12 protein-coding genes and 1 pseudogene are annotated in these 12,760 nt (G+C 53.7%); 10 read left to right on the forward strand and 3 right to left on the reverse strand.

The window, feature by feature from the left end; translation table 11 throughout:
* The first annotated feature begins 22 nt into the window (after positions 1 to 22).
* The 7 genes and pseudogenes from K3729_18085 (at position 23) to K3729_18115 (ending at position 6,874) form a co-directional block, all read left to right on the forward strand.
* A complete protein-coding gene (locus tag K3729_18085; GenBank protein ID UWR01135.1) occupies positions 23 to 1,015 on the forward strand; it encodes a DUF2169 domain-containing protein in 993 nt (330 codons plus the stop codon).
* Positions 1,015 to 2,652 carry a DUF4150 domain-containing protein gene (locus tag K3729_18090; GenBank protein UWR01136.1) on the forward strand — a complete coding sequence of 546 codons (1,638 nt, stop codon included), beginning with the start codon at positions 1,015 to 1,017 and terminating at the stop codon, positions 2,650 to 2,652. The genes K3729_18085 and K3729_18090 overlap by 1 nt, the downstream gene beginning before the upstream one ends.
* Positions 2,653 to 2,664: 12 nt before the next feature.
* Entirely contained in the window at positions 2,665 to 3,159 is a 495-nt protein-coding gene (locus tag K3729_18095; protein ID UWR01137.1) for an SMI1/KNR4 family protein, read from the forward strand.
* A 58-nt stretch (positions 3,160 to 3,217) separates the two neighbouring features.
* Positions 3,218 to 3,652 carry a hypothetical protein gene (locus tag K3729_18100; protein UWR01138.1) on the forward strand — a complete coding sequence of 145 codons (435 nt, stop codon included), beginning with the start codon at positions 3,218 to 3,220 and terminating at the stop codon, positions 3,650 to 3,652.
* Position 3,653: 1 nt separating this feature from the next.
* Complete coding sequence (locus tag K3729_18105; GenBank protein UWR01139.1) at positions 3,654 to 4,091, forward strand: hypothetical protein; 438 nt, start codon at positions 3,654 to 3,656, stop codon at positions 4,089 to 4,091.
* Between the two features lie 202 nt (positions 4,092 to 4,293).
* A complete protein-coding gene (locus K3729_18110) occupies positions 4,294 to 5,661 on the forward strand; it encodes an ISNCY family transposase (GenBank protein ID UWR01218.1) in 1,368 nt (455 codons plus the stop codon).
* Between the two features lie 203 nt (positions 5,662 to 5,864).
* Positions 5,865 to 6,874, forward strand: a pseudogene (locus K3729_18115) (IS30 family transposase).
* A 96-nt stretch (positions 6,875 to 6,970) separates the two neighbouring features.
* On the opposite strand, the gene K3729_18120 reads toward K3729_18115, so the two are convergent.
* Together K3729_18120 and K3729_18125 are read right to left on the reverse strand one after the other, a co-directional pair.
* A complete protein-coding gene (locus K3729_18120; protein ID UWR01140.1) occupies positions 6,971 to 7,825 on the reverse strand; it encodes an SDR family oxidoreductase in 855 nt (284 codons plus the stop codon).
* A 16-nt stretch (positions 7,826 to 7,841) separates the two neighbouring features.
* Complete coding sequence (locus tag K3729_18125; GenBank protein ID UWR01141.1) at positions 7,842 to 8,417, reverse strand: TetR/AcrR family transcriptional regulator; 576 nt, start codon at positions 8,415 to 8,417, stop codon at positions 7,842 to 7,844.
* Between the two features lie 253 nt (positions 8,418 to 8,670).
* Here K3729_18125 and K3729_18130 point away from each other — a divergent pair, with 253 nt between their 5' ends.
* Genes K3729_18130 through K3729_18140 form a run of 3 tightly spaced genes read left to right on the forward strand, consistent with a single transcriptional unit; the run spans position 8,671 to position 11,623 of the window.
* Complete coding sequence (locus K3729_18130; protein ID UWR01142.1) at positions 8,671 to 9,396, forward strand: c-type cytochrome; 726 nt, start codon at positions 8,671 to 8,673, stop codon at positions 9,394 to 9,396.
* Positions 9,397 to 9,419: 23 nt separating this feature from the next.
* Positions 9,420 to 10,181, forward strand: a complete 762-nt coding sequence (locus tag K3729_18135) for a hypothetical protein (protein UWR01143.1) — start codon at positions 9,420 to 9,422, stop codon at positions 10,179 to 10,181.
* Between the two features lie 14 nt (positions 10,182 to 10,195).
* A complete protein-coding gene (locus tag K3729_18140; protein UWR01144.1) occupies positions 10,196 to 11,623 on the forward strand; it encodes a c-type cytochrome in 1,428 nt (475 codons plus the stop codon).
* A 160-nt stretch (positions 11,624 to 11,783) separates the two neighbouring features.
* Here K3729_18140 and K3729_18145 read toward each other — a convergent pair whose 3' ends face one another.
* A complete protein-coding gene (locus tag K3729_18145; GenBank protein ID UWR01145.1) occupies positions 11,784 to 12,692 on the reverse strand; it encodes an AraC family transcriptional regulator in 909 nt (302 codons plus the stop codon).
* Between the last annotated feature and the right edge of the window lie 68 nt (positions 12,693 to 12,760).

Genomic DNA, 12,760 nt, shown 5'->3' on the forward strand with positions numbered 1-12,760 from the left:
ATACAACAACCGCAAAGAGTTAATGGCTGTCGCAACGGTTTCTGCATTATTTGTGGTTGACGCAGAGGGCGTGCTTCGGCCCGCTAAACAGCAGCGTGACATCGCAATGTCGGATGAGTTCCGGTCTGCAGAAAATGCGCCGGATCATCTTTTTAGAACCTCTGATTTTGCACCCTTTCGGCCAGCGACGGATGTCACGGCTCTGGCGATCGCGCGATCACCTACAGGCAAGGCGCAACCCAGCTGGCTTGCAGGTATCATGGTCGACAGCGAACAATACGTTCTTCGTGTTCATGGCCCGAGGCATTGGTTTTATGACAAAGCGGCCGGTTGGAAACTAAGCGATGCGATACCTGTTACAGAGGTGCCACTCGATTATTACGCATCATTTGGCGGCGAGATACTGGTCCCGCAGGATCACGATAGTTACGGAAATGTGGATATTTGGAACCCTGCAGGTCCGGGTGTTGTAACGCCAGAAACCTCCCATAAAATCGCGGTCACCGCCCCGCAGATCGAACATGCCAACACACCAATTGTTGATGCGCTCGAGGTTTATCAACCGCAGGGTTTTGCACCAATTGCACCAGTTTGGCGGTTTCGTGAGCAATATGTCGGAACATATGATGCGACTTGGCTTGAGACCCAACATCCGTTTTTACCACCAGACTTCAATCCGCGGTTTTACAATGTTGCCCATCCTTCTTTGCAGTTTGACCCATATCTTCGAGGCGATGAACTGATCCGTGTCGCGAATATGTTTCCCGGGCGTCCTGATCTTGCGTTTTACCTCCCACATTTAGCATTTGGGGCCGTCGCCACACACGATTCAGGACAGACGGTCAAATCACCCATGGTGCTTGATGGTGTTCATTTGGAGCTCTTGGAAGAAGTGCCGCAGGTGCGCTTAACATGGCGCATGTCACTGCCCTGGCGCGATGGCGTTAAGACCGTGGATATTGGACCGCTTGAATTTAACGCGCTACCGCAACGTGACAAGGTGAGAACCGCCTGATGCCACAAGACGGGTCCCCGCCTCTCACCCTGACGATTACACCAAACCCGCAAGTCACCAATGTGGCCGCCTCAACCGGTGCGTTTGGTCGGTTGGGCTTGGACCCTCGCGGTACGGTCCAGTGGAATGGTGGCGATAATTTTTCTTATTTTGGACACGATTGGGCAACGAACGACAATGCCCAATTAGAGATCTTTGATGACCCGCAATTGGGAGCAGCTGTTCGAGCCGAACAGGAACCGGACCCGCCGCCTGATGCGGTGTGGACCACAACCCCGCGTGAATTGATCCGCGATGGTGCGGCACCGCTTTACAGCTCAACAACCCCAGATGTGGCCTTAACGCCGCGCGGATCAGCGACCCCGCCAATTCCATACGATACGTGGGCGCGTCCGACGCATCCATTACAATTCCCGTCATCGGTTCGTGCAGCTGGGCAAAACGTGATGGTGCTGCGATCTCAAGAAACCTTGACCTATGGCGCAGAGCAGGGCGTCGCGATGGGCGTGAAATCGGGTACGATTATGGGCCCCGTTCAGCCCTTAGAGCACTCGACAACAGTCCGCGCTGAAGGTTCAGAAGTCATTCGCGACGGCGACGCAGTCTGGATGAACAATCGCAACAACCTTGGTGTGGCCGAACTTGCAGGAAGTACGGTCGCGAACGGTCCCACGCCACCGGAACCCGAAGAAGAACCGGGCTTCTGGGGCAGCCTATGGGATGGCGCGGGCGATGCCTGGGACGCCACGAAAGAAGCGGCATCAGACGCGGCAGCGGCGATTGGCGAGTTTGATCGCAACCATGGCGCGGTCCTGACACGTGGTGTGGGCGTCGTTCAGGCGGTTGGTGGCGTCGGCGAAGCAATTTTGGGCGCTGGTCTTGTCGGCGGCGGCGGCGCGGCGAGTGCAACCGGCGTTGGTGCAGCACCCGGCATTCCTGCAATGGTGGGTGGGGCAGCACTATGGGTCAACGGGTGGGACAATGCAGTTACCGGCATGCGCACCGCATGGACAGGCGAGTTTCAGCACAATTTGATGTCCGAGGCGATTGGCGGAACAGCCGGAGCGCTCGGCGCGAGCCCTGAGACAGTCGAAAGTATCATGAACACGACCGATCTTGCCAGCGGTGCGCTTAGTATTGGCGGTGGGGTTGCAGCAGGCACGCGCGCGGCTGGCCGAGAAACGCTAGAGGTTGCTTCGCGGCAAGTGGATGAAGTTGCGGAAACGACATCCCAACAAACGGCGCGGGTTACGCGCAACGCCTGGACCGCTAGATCAATCAATGGCCGCAAAGTATTCCAGCGAAACGATATTTTTGACCCTCACTACATTGACGAAGACGGTCTAACTAATATCGAAAGAATGGCTGATGGCCGGGCACCGATCGGTATTGACGGCGAAGAATTGAATCTTCACCATTTGACGCAGACCGAACCGGGTACACTGGTAGAGATGACACAAACAATGCATCAAGAAAACCGACGCTTGTTGCATAGCTATTTGAACCAATGGGATAAAACATGGGTTGGTCCGGATGGTATACGGCGCCCTTATGCAAGTGCTCCTCCTTCACTTGATCGGGCAGCTTTTGGACGATATCGCACACAATACTGGATGACCCGCGCGAATGACTTTTAAGGATTATTGACAATGAACGGAAACGAGATTGAAGAAGCAGACAAATTGATGCGTGCTTCAGGTTACCCGATCCGTGCATCCGGCGGCATCGACGACGTTACCATCAATGCAATGGAAGAGCGTTTGGGTTGCAAGTTTTCGCACTCTTATAGGACTTTTTTGCAGCGTTATGGGCGTCTTGCTTTCCTGAGCGTTGAGTTTTACGGATTTACGAAAGATGGGTTCGAAGCACAAAAAGCACCCAGCGCGATATGGGTCACTGAAGTAAACCGTGAACGCGGAGAACTAGATAAAGATATGGTCGCCATCATGTCGACGGGGTTCGGCCCTTACTTCGTGCTTTCAACAAGAGAAATGGACCCTGAAGGTGAGTGTCCTGTAGTCGTTGCAGGCGATAATGTGCCTGAGGACTATCGCAATTTAGGGAATTTTGGCGAGTTTTTTCTGTCAGAGATTAAATCCGCGCTACAGATCAAAAAAGAAATGGAAGCTAATTCATCAAGCTAAAAATTCGTCCTTCAGGGGGTCTCAAGAATACTTAAGAAAATAAACTAAGACCGATATTTTGCCTCGAAAACCACAACTCTCAGATGCTATTCGCACCAAAATTGACGCTGTTCTTGATCGCTCGGGCGAAGCCTACCGCGCCGGTCAGTTACGGCGCTCACTCGAGATTGCTGAAGAAGCCTGGGGGATGATCCCGGCTCCGCCCTATGACTGGGATTACTATGCGCAATCCCTCTCTGCGGATTTTGTCCGAGATTTTGCAGAGTTAGGCGACGTGGGTGAGGTTGAGAAGTGGATTCCCCATCTATACGCGGCTTACGGTGACGCGGAAAAGACCGATCACTATACGCTGATGACAGAGGCAGAAGCACGCCTTCAGCTTGGACAGCGGGAGCCTGCAATCGCATTGTTCAAACGCATCTATAATCTCTTCGGCCCCGAAGGTTTTCGTGGCGAGCATAGACAATATCTTGCGCTGGCCGAGGCAGAGTAAGATGCCCAATTTGTCGGAGCGCGACGAGCTCAAGATTGATATTCTTGCCGAAGAGGGGAATGTCTTGCTCGAAGACACCGGGGACTGGTCCGGTGCGCTGGACAAGTGGAAACAAGCACTTACCTTGGTCCCAGATCCAAAAGTAGCGCATGCACAGTCAATGTGGCTCTACGCATCAATCGGTGAGGCTTATGCATGCGGCAATAAGCCTTACGACGCGAAAGACGCCTTTGAAACAGCGTATAGATGCCCGGACGGGCACATAAACCCGTACATTTTACTGCAACTTGGAAAGCTTAACGCCGACCTTGAAAACGAAGACCTCGCGACAAAGTTTTTGTTACGTGCCTATATGATCGAAGGTGCCAGCATGTTTGAAGATGAAATGACATACCTTGACTACCTGTCCAAACGGGTCGACTTGAAGTCAGCTTTGTAATGCTCACACAGACTATGGTGGTTTAAGCCTCAGGATTGCTCAGCAGCGTACAACTGGGTCTGTATTTATCGTTGGCGCCGCCAAAGAATAAAACATAACCCTGATTATTGGCGCTATAGATGTCGCTGCAAAGTTAGAATGTCTCACATCTGCAAAGTAGAAGTGTCACACTTCCCTGTTGAAGCAGGATTGGAGTGTGGCCGTGGGATTGGTGATCATGAGCGAACGCGAGCTGAACCGCATAGAAGTACTGAGCCAAGTGACACAAGGCCGGATGACGGCAGTGACAGCGGCAAATGTTCTGGGACTGAGCCGACGACAAGTCCATCGGCTGTTGAAGAGTTTCCAGGCAGAAGGCCCAGCAGTGATCCGTCACAAAGCGCGTGGCCGAAGATCGAACAACAGTATTGATCCTGCGGTGCTTGAGTTTGCTGTGACGCTGGTCAAAGAGAACTACATCGACTTTGGGCCAACCTTTGCAGCTGAGAAGCTGGCCGAGGATCACGGTCTGAAGGTATCCCGTGAGACGCTTCGCAAGTTGATGCAGGACGCTGGAATCTGGTTGTCACGCAAACAACGTCGCACATTCCATCAGCCCAGATTGCGCCGGGAATGCTTTGGCGAGTTGATCCAGATTGATGGCTCAGATCATCGCTGGTTCGAAAATCGCGGGCCAGCGTGCACTCTGCTCGTTTTCATAGACGATGCGACCAGTACGTTGATGCAACTGCGGTTTGTGACCTCTGAGAGTACCTTCAGTTACTTTGAAGCGCTGGATCTGTATCTGGCAGCACATGGTCGGCCGGTTGCGTTCTATTCTGACAAACACACAGTGTTTCGTGTCGCCAATCAGTCGGCCAAATCAGGGCACGGCATGACCCAGTTTGGTCGGGCTTTGAACGCGTTAAACATCGAGATTCTCTGCGCAAACAGCTCTCAGGCCAAAGGGCGTGTCGAACGCGCCAACCGCACCTTGCAGGATCGTTTGGTTAAAGAACTTAGGCTTGCAGGCATCTCAGACATGGAGGAGGCGAATGCGTTCCTGCCCGGCTTCACGGACCGCTATAACGCCAAGTTTGCAAAGGTGCCCCGTCGCGCCGACAACCTGCACCGTCCGATGAACATCGAACCGGATCGTCTGCGTGACATCTTCTGTTTCAGAGACGAGCGGCTTGTCAGCAAACAACTGGCCTTCTCCTATGAGCGCCAACGTATCATCCTGGCCGAGAATGAGATCACCCGCGATCTGCCGGGCAAATATGTGGATACCTTCGCCTTTCCAGACGGCAGCTTGGACATCCGATGGAAAGGCGTTTCAATCCCTTACACCGTCTTCGACAAGGATCAGCGCGTCACACATGCGGCCATCACTGAGAACAAGCGCCTAGGTGCCGTGCTTGAACACATCAAAGCTGAACAGGACAAGGCCGCTCCTAAAAAGCGCCGCGCTGGCAAACAGCGCACACGCTACGAGCCAACCGGGCGGCGCAACACAGAAGGTTGGAGTTCAAAGCTGGCCATTAGAGCCAAAAAGAAACAGGCGGAAGCTACGCAGACAGCAGCAGAATAACAACGCCCGCATGGCTAGTCCGGGCTGCGATATGTGAAGTCTCCGCCCTGCCCAGCCATGCTCGAACTCCGCCAAGTGGGACATTTCTACTTTGCGCAACGACGGACATTTCTACTTGGTTGCAATAATAGGGTCCAGATGGTGGATTCACAAACGAAGTGCAAATTCTGTATCAAAACAGAGTGCTGCATGGAGGATGTTGAATGGGAACCCACTACTGTCACCTGGGTCTGGAAGAACGCCGCAAGATTGCCAATTGGCGCGACGCAAAAATGCGGATCTCAGAGATGGCGGATCGTCTAGGTCGCGCTGCATCGACGATCTACCGTGATCTGAGGCGGAACCACTTTGATGACAAGGAACCGCCGCACCTGAACGGCTACTATGCTTTGAATGCTCAAGACATATATGAGAAGTGCCGCGCAGTTCATCGCAAGATGGTGGTTCACCCCGATTTGAAAGCCGCCATCGAAGACCGCCTCAAAGCCGGATGGTCCCCAGAGCAAATCGCTGGCCGGATGCGATTGGAATGTCATCCGATCCGCGTGAGCCATGAGACGATCTACCGCTTCGCCTATTCCAAGGATGGCCGCGCAGAGCAGTTTTATCGCCACCTGCCCGAGCATCGCAGACGCCGCAGACCACGCGGGTATCGACGCCATCAGCGTGGTCATTTCGTTGATACACAAAGCCTGTCACACAGGCCTGACGCATTGCCAAACGTGCAGATTTCGGCCACTGGGAATGCGATCTGATGATGTTCCGCAAAGAGCATGGAAAGGTGAACGTGACGTCCTCGGTCGAACGCGTCAGCTGTTTTGCCGTCGTCATGCGCAACGAGGATCGAACATCCAAGCCGATCATGGAGGCGCTGATCGACGGCCTCGCGCCCCTGCCCTCCGATGCACGCTAGTCAATTACATTTGATCGCGGCACAGAGTTCTCGGCCTGGAAACGTCTCAAAGATGGGATCGGCGCAGACGCGTGGTTCTGTGATCCGCAAGCGCCCTACCAGAAAGGCACCGTCGAGAACACGAACAATGGGCTGCGGCGTTACCTGCCCCGATCAACCGAACCGACGGCCCTGACAAATCGATATTTGAGGTCGATTTGCCAGACTCTCAATTCCACCCCGCGCAAGTGCCTTGGCTACCGGACGCCTGCCGGAGTCTTCGAAGGCAAGCTGATGGAAATACAGAACCCGTTGGAGTAAAAGAGAAAATCAGGAACTGCACTTCAACGTGAGTTCACATGGGGCGCGCACAATCGCTCGGGCAAGGCTGACAATGCCCAGTCTTGCACCTTAACTTTATGTCAGGAATTGATCGACAACCTGCGCCTGTTGCTTGAGGCCGTCTGGGTCAAGGCTTGTCTTAAGCTTGGTGAAGGTTTCAGCCCATTCGGATGTACGGACGCGGATTGGTGGCTGCTGTGCGTCCATCACTTGCATAACGACCGCGGCGACTTCATCGGCGGTTTGATAGATGCCTGTGTCCTGACGGTTTTGCGCACCTGCGACGTATTTCTGAAGGATTGGAAGATATTCGTCCTCTAACATGCCGCCAGTCTGCGCCATCTGTTCCATCACGGAATTGGCGAATTCCGAAGTGATACCGCCCGGTTCGACAGCCGTGAAATGGATGCCGAAGGACGGCGTGATATAGCTGGCCATCGATTCCGTTAGGCCTTCAACCGCAAATTTCGCGCCGCAATAGATTTCGTTAAACGGCTGGCCGACCAATCCGCCGACAGAACTGATGTTGATGACATGACCGGCACGGGCCTTGCGCATAAAGGGCATGACGGCCTTCGTGCAGCGTGCAACGCCCATATAGTTGACGTCCAAGATCTTTTGAATGTCGGCTTCTTCGGCCTGTTCCAGGCTGCGGGCGTAACCCATGCCTGCGTTGTTGATAAGCACATCAATGCGGCCTTGTTCTGCAATGACCGTTTCGACTGCAGCGTTGATCGAGGACATGTCTTGTACATCCAGTCGTAATACGCGAAGCGACACGCCAGCCGCTTCCGCCGATGTATCAAGAGCAGTGCGTTTTCCGGTGTTGCGCATCGTCGCATAGACTGTGTGGCCTGCTTGCGCGGCCTGAACAGCGGTGGCAATGCCAAGCCCCGTAGAGGTGCCCGTAATAAGAACAATTTTTGACATGACTTGATCCTTTCGATCAGTTTTTCGCGATAGATAGCCAGACCCGATCAAAGGTCTGGACAATCAGATTTTCAGGGATGGGTTCGCCAGACAGTACCGCGCGTCGCGCAAGCTGCATGGCCGGTGCCACCAGCAAAAGCGAAAGCAGCTCGGTATCAAGATCGACCAAAGTGCCATCGTCGACACCGCGTTTGAGACGTGCGGCGATATCTTTGGCAAAACCGTCAACGGTGGCTTGTTCATCAGGCGATAGAATTTTGGCGGCGTTGGCGTATTCGAGGAACAAGAAATCTTGCGGACGTTCACGTACAAAACGGAACATAGCGAACCACATGTTCCGCACGCGTTGTGCGCTATCTGTTGCGTTTCCGTCTTCTGTAATGGCGCTGTGAAACTCTGCCTTAAGTTCCATATAGACTTGGCGCAGCATGTCGTCCTTGTTTTCAAAATGAACGTAAACAGTGCCTGCGGAAATTTTGGCACGCTTGACGATACCTGCGACGTTCACCGCCGCGATCCCTTTTTCAACCACTTCCGCGACAAGCGCATCGCGAATTTTTGCTCTGGTTACTGGCTTGGCAGGTTTCGGCATGGGTCACCCTTTCATGCCTTCAATTAGGATAATGAATATTCATTATCAAGTAGAGCGAACGATTTTTGTGGCTTTCTTTTGGTTGAGAAGGACAGCGCGTCGCGGCTCATCAAGCGTCACTGGCAACCGCAAATATCTTTTTGCGAAGGTCCAGATCGGACAAAATTATGCCAATATTTATAGATATACGGCGCACAGGCGTAAATTAATGCGCACTGCGTAGTTATTCAGAGTTGAGCAAGGGTTAATAGAAATGAAGAAGATCTCGGCATTCGCCATCCTACCGTTTTTATTGATCAATTCCGGCGCCCAAGCCGATCAGAACGTCCCCACCCCAGAACTACATCGCTTAGGCATGACACTTTACATCGAAAATTGTGCGATCTGTCATGGTGCAACGGGCGCTGGCGATGGTGTTATGGCGGCCCAATTTGCGCCTGCCCCGCGTGATTTCACAGGCGGCGTTTTCAAGTTTGGCACAACCGGCCTAGGCGACTTTCCAGCACGCGCAGACATCACAAAAATCATTGAAACGGGAATCGAAGGGTCATTCGGTCGGACCATGCCCGCCTTTACCGATTTCACACTCAGTGAACGGCTGGCTCTGGCCGAAGTTATCCGTCAATTCGCTGACATAACAGCATATGGCGAACCGATAGAAGACATCGTCGTCCCTGCAAGTCTTGATATCGATCGCGGTATGGAACTGTACGAAAGTCTTGATTGTTCAAGTTGCCATGGCGCTACTGGTCAAGGCGACGGCGTTCTTTCCGCACCGCTAAAGGACATGAGCGGCGCAAGCATTTCGCCTGCAGACCTGACGGTGGGTACGTTCAAAGGGGGGCGTGATCCACAAGATGTGTTTATGCGCCTTTATCGCGGGATTCCGGGCACACCCATGCCATCATTCGGTCAGAATGTTAACGTAGACGATCTCTGGAATCTTACAGGTGCTGTCATTGCCCTGAGTGAAAATTAATAACTATTTTTGAGGTTAGTGTGATGGAAATGAATAGACGTTCGCTTATCAAGGGCGGCGCTTCTACACTTTTTGCAGCCGGTCTTGGCACGGGAATCTATGCCGCTACCCCCGCATACAATGAAACTGGTACGCCGCAATCTGCGGGTCGGGTCTCTGGTCAGCTGAAATATGCAGGCAACGGCGAATTTGTCCCTAGTTTTCCTGTCATCAAGGATCACGATATTTGCGGCGTCGATGATCGCGAACCCAAAGCTTTGCGTGTTTCGGACGACGGCGAGCTTGGCGATTGTGTTGTCGAAATTAAGGGCGTCACCGCAGGCAAAAACTGGGACCCGATTTTTAATCACGGAAAGATCTACCAGATCGACTGCAGCTTCCAGCCTTATGTGCAGATCATCCGCAGCAGCGCCTACGTCGATGTCCACAACTTCGATCCGATCCTGCACAACATCCACGCATACGAAGTGTTCAACGGGACACGTCGGTCCATGTTCAACTTCGCGCAGCCAGAGGCCGGTTTGGTTGACCGCGTCGATCTGAACCTGCGGCGTGGTAATCTGATGATGATCGATTGCAACGCACACAACTGGATGGCGGCTTGGGTCTACACATCGACTAGCCCGTATCTGTCTGTGACCAGTGTCGATGGTCGGTTCGATATTCCTGATATCCCGCCGGGCCAGTACGTCCTGTCAATTTGGCACCCTCTGTTGGGTGAAAAGACTGCGAACCTGAGCGTCGCCGCGAATGCGGATTTGAAGCTCGATCTCGTTCTCACTTAAGTGGAGTAAAGCAAATGTTAACACGTATCCTGACACTCGTAGCGCTTGCCGCAGCATCTTCCGCTGCTGCCGAAACAGACCGCATCATGAAACTGCCGCCGTTGCCAGTCAGTGCAACACCCGAAAAAGACGAGGCCATGGTTGAACTTGGCCGCTTGTTGTTCTTCGATCCACGCCTGTCAGGCGACAGTTCGACGTCCTGCGCAAGCTGTCACGCTCCGGAATACGGTTACGGCGATGGTGCCGAACTTAGCCGTGGCTATCCCGGCACGAAACATTGGCGCAACGCCCAAACTTTGGTGAATTCGGCCTATCTGACCAACGGCCTGCATTGGGACGGTTCAGTTGGGTCGTTGTTGCACCAAGTTCCGGGCGCGATGGGAACGGCTTTTGCCGCCAACATCGACGTCACAATGGCTGAAGAGCGGATGAAGCAAATTCCGGAATACCGGAACCGCTTTCTTGAAATTTGGGGCGAAGACCCAACCATCGAACAAATTACCCAAGCTATTGCAGCTTATGAACATTCCTTGGTTTCTGCGGACAGCCCATTCGACCGTTTTGCTGCTGGCGACGTGTTTGGATTTAGCCCAGAAGCCGCCCGTGGTCAGGTGATTTTCGCGGGCAAAGGGAATTGCGTATCGTGCCATAACGGCGCTTTGGCCACTGACGAAGATTTCCACAACACAAGCGTGCCGCGCAATCCGGAATTCTTGGAAGATCCGCTTGTTCAGGTGACATTCCGGTCCGCGATGCGCGGTTTCGGTGTCGCGAAGGAAGTCTATGAAGGCCTTGATCGTGACCCTGGCCTATATGCGGTGACCCAAAACGACGAAGACATGGGCAAGTTCCGCACACCGCCGTTGCGGTATCTGACCTTTACGGCCCCATACATGCATAACGGCATTTTCTATACGCTGGACGAGGTCGTGAACTTCTACGACGCAGGCGGCACCGAAGACGTCTTTGGCACAAAATCTGCCATGATCGAACCGCTTGGCCTGACTGATCAAGAAAAATCCGATCTGGTTGCGTTTCTTGAAAGCCTCTCTGGTACAGAGATCGTCGAAACATACCCTGATCTGCCCGATTACGAAACGGTCGCGGTTGCAGTGAAGACATCAGCGGGTGCCGGTGATTTTGCCGCAAACGCATCGACAGCAACGCCGGCGGCGGTTGCAGAAACACCAGCTGAAAGCAGTTTCTCTTCCACCAGCGCCGGACTTGTCATCGACATGTCCAGCGGAACCGCGCCAACTGCGGAACCGTCATCTGGTCGCCGCGAAGTGATCGTTCAGGTTGGTGACAACCTTGGCATTATTGCGCAGCGTGAATATGGCGATGTGCTGCGGTACCAAGATATTTATGAGGCGAACAAAGACCTTATCAGCGATCCGTCGAATTTGGCGGTTGGCACAGTTCTGGTCATCCCTGAACTATAAGTTTGGGCTGCCTTGGGCGCGAACAAAGTTGCGACATCGATTGATCGCGCGACCCCACAAACACGTAAGAACGTAACTTTGGGCCACCTCGAACGGGTGGCCCAAATTGCGTTGTGCAGGCGTTTGTCATCAGAGCGGCGGTTCCCAAGACCGGGCGATATTAGGATTGCTGCGCCGTTCTGAATGTCCGTGGCGATAGCCCGGCTTGGCTTTCGAAAGCGCGTGTGAAAGCACTGCGCGATGCGAAGCCCACCATTTCTGCGATACGTTTCACCGGCAGATCTGTGTCGCGCAGTAGGACGCCAGCACGGCGCATACGCAGTTCGCGTAGTAACTTCATCGGTCCTGATCCGTATGCAGCGGCAAAGCGTTTGGCAAAGGCAGATCGGCTCATCCGGACGCTGTCAGCAAGGCTTTCGACGGTGTGCGGATCGCCCGGCGCATCCAACATCAGCCGTAGCGCATTCCAGACCGACGGATCGGCAAGCGCTGCCATCCATTGAAATGCAGCATCCTGTGATGACAGGCGTTCGCGCAGCATCGCGATCATACATTGCATCAGCAAAGCTTTGATCATCGCGCGGCTTCCCAACCCCGGATGGGACAGTTCGTGCAACAACATCTGCAGAGTAGGCCGCATGCGGTGGGACGACGATACATGTTCCACCAATGGTTCTTTGATCAGGTCGATGATGTCGGTGACACCGCGCAATCCGACGCCAACATGGGCGCAAAGCGCGGTCATCTGCCCCGCTTGTGTTTCGCAAGTTCCCGCCATCAGACGCGACAGGTTCATCTCGGCAGGTTTGCAATCGGGGATAGGGTCCCCGCCGGTGCCAAAGTTGTTCAGGGTATGCTTCTGGAGTGCCGGAATAAAGACAAGCGAACCACGCGCGACTTTCAAAGGCGGCCGCGATTTGAACGTGATCTCCCCATCACCTGACAGAATGTAATGCAGTGTCGCCGATGCATCGCGCCCCAGCCCAAGGCTGCACGCCCCGCTAAGTTCGCACAGGGCAAATGGATCGGTCTTAATCTCAAGTTCATCGAATATGTGATCGTATCTCATGCCCAGATTCTTAACCGCATTCTGGACGAAAGGGCACCCAATTCGAAGCAAGGGTACATTTCGAAGAC

The sequence above is a fragment of the Rhodobacteraceae bacterium S2214 genome (assembly GCA_025141675.1).
Classification (GTDB): domain Bacteria; phylum Pseudomonadota; class Alphaproteobacteria; order Rhodobacterales; family Rhodobacteraceae; genus Yoonia.